The sequence below is a fragment of the Marinospirillum alkalitolerans genome, assembly GCF_045055655.1.
In the GTDB taxonomy this organism is placed as follows: domain Bacteria; phylum Pseudomonadota; class Gammaproteobacteria; order Pseudomonadales; family Halomonadaceae; genus Marinospirillum; species Marinospirillum alkalitolerans.
Window position 1 is genome coordinate 100,831 of the sequence record NZ_JBANFI010000001.1, and the last position, 13,787, is coordinate 114,617.

At 53.0% G+C, this 13,787-nt stretch carries 11 protein-coding genes; 3 read left to right on the forward strand and 8 right to left on the reverse strand.

All coding sequences use genetic code 11. The annotated features are described in order from the left end of the window. Positions 1-65: 65 nt before the first annotated feature. From V6U78_RS00420 to pilM, 5 genes are read right to left on the reverse strand one after another with little or no spacing between them, the layout of a single operon-like run. Positions 66-1,841 carry a type IV pilus secretin PilQ gene (locus V6U78_RS00420; RefSeq protein WP_405335925.1) on the reverse strand — a complete coding sequence of 592 codons (1,776 nt, stop codon included), beginning with the start codon at positions 1,839-1,841 and terminating at the stop codon, positions 66-68. A gap of 8 nt (positions 1,842-1,849) precedes the next feature. Continuing rightward, positions 1,850-2,401 (reverse strand): pilus assembly protein PilP, encoded by a 552-nt coding sequence (locus tag V6U78_RS00425; RefSeq protein ID WP_405335928.1) that lies wholly within the window; start codon positions 2,399-2,401, stop codon positions 1,850-1,852. Then, positions 2,398-3,081, reverse strand: a complete 684-nt coding sequence (pilO, locus tag V6U78_RS00430; RefSeq protein WP_405335931.1) for a type IV pilus inner membrane component PilO — start codon at positions 3,079-3,081, stop codon at positions 2,398-2,400. Before pilO ends, V6U78_RS00425 begins: the two co-directional genes overlap by 4 nt. A 14-nt stretch (positions 3,082-3,095) precedes the next feature. Beyond that, positions 3,096-3,632 (reverse strand): PilN domain-containing protein, encoded by a 537-nt coding sequence (locus tag V6U78_RS00435; RefSeq protein ID WP_405335934.1) that lies wholly within the window; start codon positions 3,630-3,632, stop codon positions 3,096-3,098. Positions 3,633-3,635: 3 nt separating this feature from the next. After that, positions 3,636-4,718 carry a type IV pilus assembly protein PilM gene (gene pilM, locus V6U78_RS00440; RefSeq protein ID WP_405335937.1) on the reverse strand — a complete coding sequence of 361 codons (1,083 nt, stop codon included), beginning with the start codon at positions 4,716-4,718 and terminating at the stop codon, positions 3,636-3,638. A 339-nt stretch (positions 4,719-5,057) separates the two neighbouring features. Here pilM and V6U78_RS00445 point away from each other — a divergent pair, with 339 nt between their 5' ends. Next, positions 5,058-7,613: a penicillin-binding protein 1A gene (locus V6U78_RS00445; RefSeq protein WP_405335940.1), complete on the forward strand. Its 2,556-nt coding sequence runs from the start codon at positions 5,058-5,060 to the stop codon at positions 7,611-7,613. A gap of 161 nt (positions 7,614-7,774) precedes the next feature. Here V6U78_RS00445 and V6U78_RS00450 read toward each other — a convergent pair whose 3' ends face one another. Together V6U78_RS00450 and rpmE are read right to left on the reverse strand one after the other, a co-directional pair. Then, on the reverse strand, positions 7,775-9,046 hold the full coding sequence (locus tag V6U78_RS00450; RefSeq protein ID WP_405335943.1) for a malic enzyme-like NAD(P)-binding protein: 1,272 nt from the start codon (positions 9,044-9,046) through the stop codon (positions 7,775-7,777). 268 nt (positions 9,047-9,314) lie between these two features. After that, complete coding sequence (rpmE, locus tag V6U78_RS00455) at positions 9,315-9,530, reverse strand: 50S ribosomal protein L31 (protein WP_405335946.1); 216 nt, start codon at positions 9,528-9,530, stop codon at positions 9,315-9,317. Positions 9,531-9,658: 128 nt separating this feature from the next. On the opposite strand from rpmE, the gene V6U78_RS00460 reads away from it, so the two are divergent. Further along, entirely contained in the window at positions 9,659-11,878 is a 2,220-nt protein-coding gene (locus V6U78_RS00460; protein ID WP_405335949.1) for a primosomal protein N', read from the forward strand. A gap of 33 nt (positions 11,879-11,911) precedes the next feature. Beyond that, positions 11,912-12,355: an HIT domain-containing protein gene (locus V6U78_RS00465; RefSeq protein ID WP_405335952.1), complete on the forward strand. Its 444-nt coding sequence runs from the start codon at positions 11,912-11,914 to the stop codon at positions 12,353-12,355. A gap of 43 nt (positions 12,356-12,398) precedes the next feature. On the opposite strand, the gene V6U78_RS00470 is transcribed toward V6U78_RS00465, so the two are convergent. Further along, positions 12,399-13,574, reverse strand: a complete 1,176-nt coding sequence (locus V6U78_RS00470; RefSeq protein ID WP_405335955.1) for an RNA-guided endonuclease InsQ/TnpB family protein — start codon at positions 13,572-13,574, stop codon at positions 12,399-12,401. Positions 13,575-13,787 lie beyond the last annotated feature (213 nt).

Here is a 13,787-nt window from a genome sequence, read left to right on the forward strand (position 1 = left end):
TGGCCTTGATGCTGGGTTCCAATCGACCCTGCCAAATCAGCGTTGATCAGTCACACAACGCCCCACTAGTTTCTGGCAAGAGAAGAATTGACAAGTCTTGGAGTAATAAAGATCAGCAATTCTACGTTTTCCTGTCGCTGAATGGAATGGCGAAACAGCCAGCCAATGATAGGCAGGTCGCCAAGGAAGGGAGTTTGTGATTTTTGAGTCAGGTTTTGCGTGGTGTAGATCCCCCCGATCGCCAGTGTGCTGCCGTTTTCAATCAAGACCTGGGTTTCAACGGCATTGGTGTTGATGACTGGCCCAGCATCCGTCGTATCCTGAGCACGGCTGTCATTATTGACGCGCAGGTTGAGTGCGATGCGCCCATCACCGACATTTTGTGGGGTCACTTCAAGGCGTAGTTCAGCTTGACGGAAGTTGGTGGTGACATTGCCGTCGCCATCGGTGACCTGATAAGGGATTTCTTCACCTGAACGAATCACGGCCATATGACGATCTGAGGTCATCACGCGGGGTTGAGAGATGACTTCACTGCGGTTTTCTGTTTCCAATGCAGCCAGTTCAAGATCAAGAATAAAGTTATTGCTGACAAAGCCAAAGGTGGCACCGGTGGAGGGATTGTAAGATCCACTCGATCCACGGCGGCCTGTCAGACTGGTATCCAGTTCGAGTGCGCGTCCCAGAGACGGGTTGCCGGTAATCTCTTGTGAGCCGCTACCACCGCTGACCCGCCCTCCACTCCAGTTGATGCCGAGCTCATCGCTGGCCCCACTGCGCGCGACCACAATACGCGCTTCGATCATGATCTGTTCCACAGGCACATCAAGGCGCTCAACGATGGCTTGAATACGATCGAGCTGCTCCTGAGTATCGCGGATATAGAGTGTATTGGTGCGTTCATCAACTAGCAGCTGCCCACGATCACTCATAAAACGTGGATTGCGATTGCTGCTCACTGGCGCTGGGGCTTCTCCGGGACGATAGCCCAGCGCAGCGGCAAACTGCTGGTTGTCCACACTGGGTGCCGCTTCATCAAGCAAAAAGCGTCTTAAGCCTGCTGCATCGGCGTAGCGAATACGGATAAAGCGTTCTTCAAGTGGCGCGAGTCCCTCGGCAGCTCGCGCGGCTGCGCTTTCCTGCTCGGCCAGTTGTGCCAGCTCATTGGCTGGAGCCACATAGAGCACATTCCCTGTCTGGCGACTGGCGAGGTTTTGGGTGGTGAGAATTAAATCCAGTGCTTGATCGGATGGGATGTCTTCTAAACGCAGGCTGATACTACCGCTCACGGCAGGGCCAGCGATCAGATTTAATTCGAGTTCTTCGGCAATTAAGGTCAGCAGTTGGCGGACAGGAATCTCTTGGAATTGAAAGCTCATCCGCTCGCCTGTGTAACGAAAGCGACGTTGTGTGCTGGTTGCTTCAGCGTCAGTGATGCGTGATAAATCCAGTATCCATTGTTGATTGAGTTGAGAAATCACATGATGCATGGGCTCTTGCAAGGTCAGACTGACCCGCCCTGCCTCTTGTCCTTGTGACAGCGCAATCTGGGTGACCGGTGTGGCAAAGTCTCGCGCATCAAATTGATTCAGCAAGGCTGATTCAATCTGGGTGTGTGCAAACTCCACTTGAAGCTCACCCTGATCTGTCTGGCTGAGCTGTGCCTGGGGTGGTGTGCCAGCAAAAGTCAGCAGTAACCTTGCCTGGCCTGTGCCAGTACGTTGGAAATCCATACTGGTGATTTGGTGCTGGGCCAGCAGTTGGCTGCTCAGCAGAAAACAAACCAGCAAGCAGGTGCCTTGGGCAAACTGACGAAGACGAGGCGCTATCAAATACGGCATAAGGTATCCTACCGAGCAATATGAAGGTGATTTTCTCTTTCCTGCCACTGGCCCTGAGCGTTCATATAAAGCTCAGTCAGTGTCAGCCCTTGGGCGTCAATTCTGGTGATGCGTCCGTGATTGCGTCCCATATAATCGCCTCGACCCACTGAGTGCAGTTGTCGGTCTGGGGCCAGAATCAGTGCAGTGAGTTGTCCACGACGTTCGATAATGCCGCTTAAGCGCAGCTGCTCTAGCGTCCAGTTTTCCAGCACTTCGGGTTTTCGTTCCAGATCTGGCATTAAGCCAGATGCGGCTTGGGCCAGATTGAGGCTGACAGGCTCTCGGCTGGATTGAAAGGGGTCGCGGGCACTGGCTTGATGATAATGGCGCACTTCAATCTGGGGGATCTCAGGCAGTGGATCGATCCGGCCTTGAGGGCGCGCACGCATGGCATCAAGCTCAGCCTGCAAGGCTTCTATTTGTGGTGATGGGCCACAGGCAGCCAGGCTGAATAGACTCAGTAGCAATAAGAATCTGGGCAGTGTTAGGCGAGAAGACTGAATGATGTGCCTGTTCATGGCGTGCCTCCTTGGTCCTCTGGCGCATCATAGCGATAGGTTTTGGCTTGCAAAGAGAGGGTGAGCTTTGGAGCTTGTGCCGTTGCGGGCTGCAACTGGAAATCATGCAAGGTAATGACACGATTCAGCTGGCTGATGCCTTCAATAAAGGTCGCCAGCTGGTGATAACCACCTCGCACACGGATCTCAAAGGGCAGCTCGGCATAGAAGTCGCCGCGAGTCTCGGGGCGCAGCTCCAAGGCCAAGACCTCTAAGGACTGTTGATCAGCCTGGCGCTGAATATCTTCCAGTAGGCGTGGCACTTCACTGGCTGCTGGTAGCTGGTCAAGCAGATGATCGAGTCGTTCTTCGATTTCAGCCATCTGTGCACGATAGGCCGGAAGGTGGGCCGCCTGAAAGGCTTTTGACTGATAAGCCTGTAAAAGGCGGGCTTGTTCGGCCTGCATCTGCTCTAGTTGTTCATTGTTCTGGCTGATCACCAGCCAATGAGCGGCAAAGGTGGTCAGGCCCAGTATCAGCAGCAGAGAAAAGATTTTGACTAGATCAGGCCACTGGCCTGCGCGCTGTAAATCAAGATCATCTGCATCCATGCGCTTAAGCGCGCGCAGCTGGCCAGCAAACCAATGGCGTAATTGGCTAAGATGCTGGTTCATCCGCTGCCTGAGGGTCGCAAGGTTCATAGGAGATCCGTTCATCAGAATGCAAGTGGAACCATCATGTTAAAACGGTGGCTGAGGGTGTTTTCTTCCGCATTGATGCTACGCAAAAGTGGAGCGCGGAAAGCCTCTTGGGACTCGAGTTGGCGCATCCAGGCTGATAAAGCGGGTGTTGGATAAACCCTGCCTTGGAGCTGTAGCTCACGCCCCTGACGACGAGCGGCTGTGAGCTGCACACCGTCATGGTTGCTGGCGGCCAGCTGATCAAAGATATCGAGTGTTTGAAAACGATGTGCCTGCAAGCCCTCAATCACCTGGATACGATGCAGCAGTGTGTCCTTCTTTTGTCGCAACTGGACGACTTCAGCAATTTCAAGATCCAGGATCCGTGTGTTTTGTTGAATCATCTGGTTTTCTTGGGTCAGCGCCGCCAGGGCTTGTTGACTTGAATAGTAGGCCAGGCCACTGATCAACAGCCCCAGCAGACAAGCCATCAGGCTGAGTTGGGTGAATTGTTTCTGGCGTTTTTCGCGTCGTTCTTCACGCCAGGGGCGCAGGTTAATACCTTGATTCATTAATTAGACCTCCATTCTCATCGCCAGCCCACAGGCCACCATCATTGCCGGAGCATCCTGTGCCAGCGCTTGCGCATTGACGTTTTCACCCAGCGTCATTGTGGCGAAAGGGTTGGCGAGACTGGTCGGGCTGCCCAAATAGTCTTGAGCCAGCTCGGGCAGGCCCTCAATAGCTGACGAACCACCGGCCATAATCAGGTGGTCAATATCATGGTAAGAGGTTGATGAATAAAAGAGTTGCAGCTGCCGCTCGATCTGTTGCACCGCAGCCTGCTTAAAGGGCAGCAGAATCTCACTGTCATAATCGGCGGGTAGCTGCCCTGTTTTCTTGGCGTATCCCGCTTCTTCACGTGAGAGGCCATAGTGGCGCTGAATTTCATCAGTGAGCTGCTTGCCCCCAAAGATCTGATCACGGCTGTAGATGATTTCGCCATCCTTCAAAATATTGAGGGTGGTGAGCGTGGCACCGATATCAGCAACGGCAATCAAAGAGCGCTCTGGTGCGGGTGGTAGCTGGCCGACCAGCAGTTGAATGGCCCGTTCAATCGCATAGTTCTCCACATCAATGACAGTGGATTCCAGTCCGGCGGCTTCGAGCACTTGGTCGATGGAGCTGGTGATCTCCTTACGACAGGCCACAACTAAAACCGGCTGTTGCTCATCATCTGGGTTAAGTGGAGGCAAGCGTTGAAAGTCGATCGCCACTTCATTCAGCGGGTAGGGAATATGCTGGTCCGCTTCAATCATGATTTGGGCTTCTATCTCATCATCATTGAGATGGCGGGGGAGGCTGAGTGTACGTGTAATCACCGCCGCCGTTGGCACAGCAACAGCCGTACGTAGCGTGCTGGGGTGGGTGCGATCGATGACCTTGCGAATGCTGCGCGCGACGGAGCGAGGATCCTTGATGCGTCGATCACTGACGGCGGCATTATCGAGCGGTGCGACGCCATAACTGGCCACCTTGTAGCGTGAGCCGGCAGGATGAATTTCAAGTAGCTTGACAGCAGAAGCCGAAATATCCAAGCCAATCAAAGGCTTGTTTTTTGGCTTCCAGAATAGAGGGGAGGGCATCCTGAACGGCATAGTCAAACTCTTTTGGGTCAGTAATCGAGTCACTTGATTTTCCATCCCTGGGTGGGGATGGCTTGCAAAGAGAGAGGAGCAAACATCACCACGAACACCCTCCTTGGTATCAAGCATCTGCTAAGTGGTTAGTGCAATCAGAGCATCAAGGCTTTTTTATAGGTTGATGTTGATTGGTTTGTATCAGATTGTAATGAGTGTTGCAATCCTTTGCACTGAGCCGTATCAAGACTTATTGCTGAACTGTTGCACAATCGCAGATGTCTTCATTGGGGCTTTCAGGCAAAATAGCCATCGACATGACAAGCTAAGGATGACTGAAACTTCACTGGAGTAGCCATGAGGCTAATCAAGAATTTATTTAAAACACTCTTTTGGTTGGGGCTGGCCGGTGCCAGTTTGGGTGCGGTGTGGGCATTTGCCATCGTGCTCTATTTTTGGCCGGGCTTGTCCGATGAGGTGGCGCAGTTGCAGGATGTGGAAACCATGCTGGCTGAGCAGTTGGAAATGCCTTTGCGTATTTATAGCGCAGAGGGCGAATTAATCGCCGAGTTTGGTGAGCATCGGCGGCGGCGTATTCACTATGATGCGATCCCGCGCACCTATGTTCAGGCCTTGCTGGCGGCAGAGGATGCCAACTTTTATGACCACCCAGGCGTGGACATTCGTGGGTTATTGCGTGCTTCTGTGCAGCTGGCGAATACAGGGCAGATTCAATCGGGTGGTTCGACCATTACTATGCAGGTGGCGCGGAACTATCTACTGACGCGAGATCGGACCTTTGCACGTAAGATTCGTGAAATTCTGTTGTCCTTGCGGATGGAGCAGCTGCTCAGTAAAGAGCAGATCCTTGAACTCTATGTGAACAAGATTTATCTGGGGAATCGTGCTTATGGGATCGTCGCGGCGGCCGAGGTTTACTATGGGCTGCCATTAGAAGAGCTCAGCTTGGCGCAGACAGCGATGATTGCCGGTCTGCCCAAAGCGCCTTCTGCCTACAACCCACTCGCCAATCCTCAGCGTGCGTTGATCCGCCGTAACTGGATTCTATCGCGCCTTTATGGCCTTGGGCAGTTAGATGATGCCAGCTATGAGCAGGCCCTGCGTGCGCCAATTACAGCGCGTTTTCATCCGCCTGAGCGAGATTTGGATGCGCCCTATGTTGCCGAGGCTGCTCGTTTAGAAGCGCTGGCTTTGTTTGGTGATCAAACCTATACCCGCGGTTTGCATGTCTACACTTCAATTCAAGCTGAGCAACAGCGCGCAGCCAACCGAGCGATTAACCAAGGCATCTTGGATTATGACCAGCGTCGCGGCTGGCGAGGTGTTGAACGCAGTGATATCCCGCTGGTTGAAGAAACCAGCCAGGATCTGGATGCGGATGCGCTGGCTGAGCTGGAAGCCACTGAATCCGGTATGGCCGATATTCGCCAAGCGTTGGTTGATCCACGTGCTGAGCGCTTGCGTGCTGAGCTGGGTGTGGATGTCAGCAGCTGGTTGCGCGTCTTGGATCGCACGCGCGTGGTTGGTGAGTTACAACCGGCTATCGTACTTGAATCCAGTGCAGAAGAAATTCGTGCACTGGCACGCGGAGGGCAGGTCGTGACACTGCCCAGCGCTGCTTTTAGCTGGGCGGGGCGTTACCACTCGCCCTTCTGGAAAGATCGCAATCCCTTGCCGGGCCATCGTTTAGCCAGTCGTGGTGATTTGATCCGCTTGCGTCCGAATGATGATCCTGATTTACCCTGGGTTTTGGCCCAGCTGCCTCGATTGGAAGCAGCGCTGATCGCGCATGACACCGCGACGGGGCAGATTACCGCGATGGTCGGTGGATTTGATTTTAATCAAAGCCGTTTTAATCGTGCCCAGCAGGCCGATCGTCAGGCAGGCTCGGTCTTTAAGCCTTTTATTTATCTTGCAGCCTTAGAGCGAGGTTATACCCCGGCGACGATTATCAATGATGCGCCGATCGTGTTTGAAGATGCTCAGTTAGAAGAAGCCTGGCGGCCCCGTAACTCCAGCGGCACCTTCTATGGACCCACGACGCTGAGAGAAGGCTTGTTCCGATCGCGCAATCTGGTCTCGATTCGTGTTTTAGAGTATGTCGGTATTCGCCCAGCTTTGCAGTATCTGGCTCGCTTCGGATTTGAGACAGAGAGCTTTGCACGTGATCTTTCGCTGGCCTTGGGCAGCGCAGTCGTGACACCAGAGCAGATGAATCAGGCCTATGCTGCCTTAGCCAATGGTGGCTATGCGGTGCATTCGCATCTGATCACTCGGATTGAAGACAGTGATGGCGAGATCCTTTTTCAGCCGATTCAACCGCGTGTGTGCCGTAATTGCAGCGCAGAGCAAACCACGCTGCGTCTACAAGGGCGCGAGTATCCGGTTGCTGAACGCATCGCCGATGAGCGCGCGGTCTTTACGATGCATTCGATCCTGCGTGATGTGATCGATGATGGCACAGGCCGGCGGGCACAGGTTTTAGAGCGGAGTGATCTGCGTGGCAAAACAGGCACCACCAATGATCTGCGTGATACCTGGTTTGCAGGTTTTAATCGTGATCTGGCGGTGACGGTGTGGGCTGGTTTTGATCAGCCTTCTTCAACCGGTGAATATGGCGCCAACCTCGCGCTGCCGATGTGGATTAACTTTATGCGTGTGGCGCTGGCAGGCGAGCCAGAGCGTGAGATGGAGCGTCCGCCTGGCATGGTGACCGTCAGGATTGATCCCACAACTGGTGAGCGTGCTCGCCCTGGTGCGGCCGGAAGTGTCTTTGAGGTTTTCTATCAAGAAAGAGCCCCTGCACCCTTAACCAGCGACCCGGTGCGTCCTACGGAGCCAGATGGCTCGCCAGCTGAAGCTATCTTCTCCGCACCGGAAGCCTTGTTTTAATTCAAGATCCAGCCCCTTGCTCTGGGGTTGCGTGCTGGTGCTGATGCCAGAGCAGGGATGTCTCAAGAAAAGGGCCGCTCAGGCATCAGCCAGCAATAAAAACCAGCAATAAAAAAAGAGACCCGAAGGTCTCTTTTTTTGTGGCTCAACGGCATGAAAACTTAGTTGCCGTAGACGTCCTGAATGCTCTTCAGTGGGTAGTGTGCTGGATAGGGGAGGCGTGCTACACCGCTATCTACCGCTGCCTTAGCAACAGCGCTTGACACCGCACCTAACAGACGCGCATCCATAGGCTTGGGAATAATATAGTCTGGGCCAAAGCTTAAGGATTCCAGCTCATAGGCATCCAGTACTTCCTGAGGCACAGGCTCTTTGGCCAGATCTTTCAACGCATTAACAGCAGCGACTTTCATCTCTTCATTGATGGCTGAAGCGCGGACATCTAAAGCGCCACGGAAGATGAAAGGGAAGCCCAGTACGTTGTTGACCTGGTTTGGATAGTCAGAGCGGCCAGTTGCCATCATCACGTCATCGCGCGTGGCGTGGGCCAGCTCAGGTGAGATTTCTGGATCAGGGTTGGAGCAAGCAAAGACGATGGGGTTGGCTGCCATCTTCTTGAGCTGCTCTGCGCTGAGCAGATCAGGGCCAGACAGACCAACAAAGACATCCGCGCCATCAATCGCATCATCAAGAGTGCGCTTGTCGGTGTCATTCGCGAACATGGCTTTGTATTGATTGAGATCATCACGGCCAGAGTGAATAACGCCCTTGCGATCCAGCATATAGATGTTTTCACGCTTCATACCGCAAGCGACCAGCAGCTTCATACAAGCAATAGCAGCCGCGCCCGCGCCTAGGCACACAATCTTGGCTTCTTCGATCTTTTTGTTGGCCAGTTCAAGCGCATTGATCATGCCCGCAGCGGTCACGATTGCCGTACCATGCTGGTCATCGTGGAAGACAGGAATGTTGCACTGCTCGATCAGGGTGCGTTCAATTTCAAAGCACTCAGGTGCCTTGATGTCTTCGAGGTTGATGCCGCCATAGGTATCAGCAATGCGTGCGACGGTATCAATAAAGGCTTGTGGGCTTTCAGCGTTGACTTCAACATCCACTGAGTTGATGCCAGCAAAGCATTTGAACAGCACGCCCTTGCCTTCCATAACGGGTTTTGACGCCAGTGGGCCAAGATTACCTAGGCCAAGAATGGCGGTGCCATCAGAGATCACAGCCACCAGGTTGCCCTTGCCAGTGTACTTATAAGCCAGTTCTGGATCTTTGGCGATTTCACGCACAGGCTCAGCAACACCTGGGCTATAAGCGAGAGCGAGGTCTTTGGCCGTGGCAGTGGGTTTGGTCAGTTCAACGCTGAGTTTGCCGGGGATGGGCAGAGCATGATAATCCAACGCTGCTTGTTTCTTATCTTGAGACATGAAGTTATTCACTATATAAAAAGTTTGAAAAAAAGAGAGGTTTGAACCTGCCATCCAGTGGGCTTGTGGCGATGCTGAACAGAGGTTTAACTAAGGTCTAATGAGCATATATAAAAATGCACTGGCCCACAAGCGGCGAAGTGTCGCCAGCGCGAGGCTTCTTTCTTCTCTGTTCTTTTTGGTTGAGTGAATAACCTTGAAGTCAGTCAAAAGACGAAAAAAAACCAGAAGCTGGGCTTCTGGTCTTGATCTCACCGGCGAAGGTGGATTACTTGGTGCTGCGGTTGCCGAAACGCTTAGAGAAGCGCTCAACACGACCACCAGTGGTAGCTTGCTTCTGCTTACCAGTGTAGAAAGGGTGGCAGTTAGAGCAAACGTCCAGCGCGATTGCGCTTTCGCCGAGTGTGGATTGAATTTCAAAAGTGTTGCCGCAAGTGCAGGTGGCTGCAACAGTTTTGTATTCTGGGTGAATGCCTTGTTTCATGTTAAGCCTCGCTAGCGCTGTGCCGCCACTTGATCTGATGTCAAGCACCGCACAGGGTGTCAATGGAATGAAAGGTGGCGTATTCTAGCAGAGCTTATTCTAACTACCAACCTCTAAATGCACTGCTCATGCCCCTGATTCAAGTCGCTTTGCCCACTCCCTTAAGACGCCTCTTTGACTACTGGCCCGCAGCTGGTCAGGGCTTACCTCAGCCAGGTGGGCGCGTACTGGTGCCCTTTGGGCGGCGTCAGCTGGTGGGTGTGGTGATGGGTTCGACTGACCAGAGCGATATTGAGCCTGCGAAGCTAAAGGCTGCGTTGAGCTATTTAGACACCGCGCCACTTTTTCAACCCGCGGATTTGCGTTTATTGCGCTGGGTGGCGCGTTATTATCATCATCCCGTGGGAGAGGTGATACAGCTGGCTTTGCCTGCTTTGTTACGCCAAGGGCAGGGTGTGCATCCAGCGCAAGATCCACGTTGGCAGCTGACACCCCACGGTCAGCAAGAAGAGCTGGCGGCTCTAGGACGTGCTCAGCTGCAAAAAGCCTTGATCGAGCAGCTTCGGGCCGCCCCCCATCCAATGACGCAAAAAGCCTTGCAAGCTGCTGGTTTTTCCACTGCGGTCATCAAGGCACTGGCTGACAAGGGTTGGATTGCGCCTTTCATCTTACCCAAGACGAGCCTGCCCCAATTGGCTCCAGCGCCAAGTCGCAGTGTGCTGGCTGATGTACCGCTGAATCTCACCGCAGAGCAAAAACAAGTGGTGCAAGCGATCTTGCCCCAGTTGCAGCGTTTTCATGTTCATTTGATACAAGGTGTGACTGGCAGTGGTAAAACCGAAGTTTACCTGCATCTGATTCAACAGGTGTTGGAGCAGGGGCGTCAGGCGCTGGTGTTAATTCCTGAAATTGGCCTCACCCCACAAACGCTGGCCCGCTTTCAAAAGCGTTTTAATCGCACTGTGGTGGCCTTGCACTCTGGGCTGAATGATCGTGAGCGGCTGGATGCCTGGCGACAGGCGATGGAGGGGCAGGCGGCCATTGTGCTCGGTACCCGCTCTGCTGTTTTTACGCCTCTGCCTAAGCTAGGGCTGATTTTGATTGATGAGGAGCATGATGCCTCGTTCAAACAGCAAGATAGCGTGCGCTACCATGCGCGTGATGTGGCGATAGTGCGTGCACAGCAGCAGAAAATCCCGATTATTTTAGGTTCTGCAACGCCTTCTTTAGAGAGTCTGGCCAAGGTGGAGGCAGGGCTTTATCAGGTGCATTACCTGCATCAGCGCCCCCAGCAGCAAGAACCGCCACAGCCCAAGCTGCTTGAGATCCGCAGTCGTCGCCTAGAGGGTGGCTTTTCTGAGCCTTTATTGAGCAATATTCAAAAGCACCTTGATGCAGGCCATCAGGCATTGGTCTTGCTCAATCGGCGTGGCTATGCGCCGGTGTTGATGTGTTCATCTTGTGGCTGGATTGCGGGCTGCCGACATTGTGATGCGCGGATGACATGGCACCGTGAACCGGCCCGCTTGCATTGTCATCACTGTGATCATCAGCAGCCGATTCCGAGTGCCTGCCCTGTCTGTAGCCATTCACCCTTATTGCCGCTGGGTTCAGGGACAGAGCGAGCAGAGGAAACCCTTCAAACGCGCTTTCCTGATGTGCCGATTATTCGTATGGATCGTGACAGTGTGCGTGGCAAAACGGCTCTGCAGTCTAAGTTGGATCAAATACATCATGCTGGCCCTGCGATCTTGCTTGGCACACAAATGCTGGCCAAGGGGCACCATTTTCCGCTGGTCACCTTGGCCACGCTGCTGGATGCCGATTATGGACTCTACTCGAGCGATCCGCGTGCAATAGAAAGAACCGCGCAGCTGATCACTCAAGTGGCTGGGCGAGCCGGTCGTGAACAAGAGGGTGAAGTAATCATCCAAACCTACCATAGCGATGATCCACGCTTGATCAAGCTTTGTGCGCAGGGTTATGCCGCCCTGGCGCAGGATTTATTGCAGGAAAGGCGTCAACTAGGCTGGGCGCCCTATACCTTTTTGGCCTTATGGCGCGCTGAATCTCCGCAAAAAGAAAGAGTGGAAGCCTTTATGCAGGCCCTGGCAGGCACGGCACAAGAGCTGGCCTGTGCTGATTTTTTGCAGTTACAACGCCTCGGCCCAGTGCCCGCGCCGATGGAAAGACGCCAAGGCCGCTATCATATGCAATTCTTGCTATTGGCCCAGCAGCGCTCGGTATTGCATCAACAGGTAGAGCTGTTGCTCGATTGGTGTGAGTTGCAGCCCTTGGCGCGTCAAGTGCGCTGGTCGGTGGATATTGATCCAGAGGATTTGTTTTAGATTTTGATGATCACAAGCACAAAGGAGTTTTTGATGTCTTTTATTCTGGATGCTCGGCTGGAGCAAGATTCTTTACACCTTGCTGATCTACCCTTGTGTCAGCTGCGCTTAAGTCATGATGCGCGTTATCCTTGGCTGCTTTTGGTGCCGCGATTGGCCAAGGTGAGTGAAGTTTTTGATTTGAGCGCCGAACAGCAAGCGCAGTTATGGCAAGAGGTCAGCAGCGTCAGTGCTCTATGGCAGTGTGTGACGGCTGCAGATAAGATCAATATTGCCACCTTGGGGAATGTTGTGGCGCAGTTGCATGTGCATGTGGTTGCCCGTTTTCAAACCGATGCGGCTTGGCCGGCACCTATCTGGGGGCGAGGTGAGGCAGAAGTCTATCCAGCAGAGATGCAGCAGAATTTGATCGCTCTTCTCAAGCAAGAAGTCTTGAAAAAGGAAACCACAGCGCAGCATTGGACCTGGTTGGTGTGACTGCTCCCCGCCCTCAGCACTCAAGCGCGAGGCTTCCAACTTCTCAGGCAGCGACTGGTGCGTGACCAGATTGACGCTTGCCTCCATTGGCAGAGACCGACAGTCCTGCGGCCTTTAATTTCAAAATACCTTGCGCCTTGATATTTAAGGCTGCATTGATATCTCGATCATGCTCTACCAAACAAGCTTGACACTGCCAATCGCGCACTTTCAGTGACAACGCCTCCAGCCTGTATCCACAGCAAGAACAGGTCTTGGAGCTGGCAAACCACTGGTCAATTTTAACCAGATGCTTGCCTTGCTCTTTGGCCTTGTATTCAAGCTTTTGGATCAAGCTTGACCAGCTGGCATCGGCAATGTGCTTCGACAGCTTCTTGTTCTTCAGCATATTTTTGACTTTCAGTGTCTCGACAATCACCGCTTGGTTTTCGTCAATAAGTTGTCGAGACAGCTTGTGCTGAAAATCAGCACGAGCATTCGCCAGACGCTGATGCGCCTTGGCCAGTTTGAGTCGCGCTTTTGCACGACCCTTACTGCCTTTTTTGCAGCGTGATAAGGCTTTCTGTTTACGGCGTAGATTCGCACTGGCTTTCTTCAAAAAGCGTGGATTTGGTTTTTTCTTGCCACTGGAGTCAATGATGAGGTGTGTTAAACCCATATCCAGTCCGAGCACTTGATCTTCATTCAGGCTTTGAATGGGTGCAGGGGCTTCTTGCCCATCGTCATGCAGCAGCGATGCGTAGTATTCGCCCGTCACGGTGCGGGATAAGGTGATGCTTTTCAGCTTGCCACTCAGCTCACGATGAATTTGCGCTTTGATCGGCTCTAGCTTGGGCACTTTGATCCAGTTTTCGCCTGTACTGACATTCATGCAGTGATAGCTGGATTGCTTGCCGTGTTTGCGCTTGAACTTGGGGTAACGGGCAGGCAGTTTGGGATCGAAAAAACGCTGAAAAGCTTGATCAAGATTGATGCAGGCCTGCTGCAAGGCAATCGAGTCAAAATCCTTGAGCCAGTGATATTTGCGTGACTTCTTCGCCACGGCCAACAACGGCTTAAGGTCTTTCTTGGCCTTCAATTTCAGGCCATGGCGCATATATTGTGAGCTGATGATATGCAACGCCTTGTTGTACGCAAAGCGCACAGCGCCGAACTGACGGTTGAGAAACTCCGCCTGCTCAGGTGTGGGATAAATGCGTACTTTCGTTGCTTTGATCATACTGTGGATAATGCCAGTCTTTTCTATGAGCAACAACCTGTGACTGCTTTGCAGTCTCCGCTTATATCACTGCCCGAATGGGCGATGGTTGACGCGGTCTTTGCTAATACTTCGCGTGGTTTCAATGCAGGTTCTTAAGCAGTGCAGCTAAGCACTGTTTTCTCTCAATAGAGGCGCTGCAAAGCCTTCCTTGGCGTCAATGAAGTAAAAGAA

Coding starts and splice junctions, on each gene's coding strand:
- pilM (WP_405335937.1), bottom strand. CDS start 4,718: ATGCCGTTCAGGATGCCCTCCCCTCTATTCTGGAAGCCAAAAAACAAG.
- rpmE (WP_405335946.1), bottom strand. CDS start 9,530: ATGAAACAAGGCATTCACCCAGAATACAAAACTGTTGCAGCCACCTGC.
- V6U78_RS00460 (WP_405335949.1), top strand. CDS start 9,659: ATGCCCCTGATTCAAGTCGCTTTGCCCACTCCCTTAAGACGCCTCTTT.
- V6U78_RS00470 (WP_405335955.1), bottom strand. CDS start 13,574: ATGATCAAAGCAACGAAAGTACGCATTTATCCCACACCTGAGCAGGCG.
- V6U78_RS00420 (WP_405335925.1), bottom strand. CDS start 1,841: ATGCCGTATTTGATAGCGCCTCGTCTTCGTCAGTTTGCCCAAGGCACC.
- V6U78_RS00435 (WP_405335934.1), bottom strand. CDS start 3,632: ATGAATCAAGGTATTAACCTGCGCCCCTGGCGTGAAGAACGACGCGAA.
- V6U78_RS00445 (WP_405335940.1), top strand. CDS start 5,058: ATGAGGCTAATCAAGAATTTATTTAAAACACTCTTTTGGTTGGGGCTG.
- pilO (WP_405335931.1), bottom strand. CDS start 3,081: ATGAACCTTGCGACCCTCAGGCAGCGGATGAACCAGCATCTTAGCCAA.
- V6U78_RS00465 (WP_405335952.1), top strand. CDS start 11,912: ATGTCTTTTATTCTGGATGCTCGGCTGGAGCAAGATTCTTTACACCTT.
- V6U78_RS00425 (WP_405335928.1), bottom strand. CDS start 2,401: ATGAACAGGCACATCATTCAGTCTTCTCGCCTAACACTGCCCAGATTC.
- V6U78_RS00450 (WP_405335943.1), bottom strand. CDS start 9,046: ATGTCTCAAGATAAGAAACAAGCAGCGTTGGATTATCATGCTCTGCCC.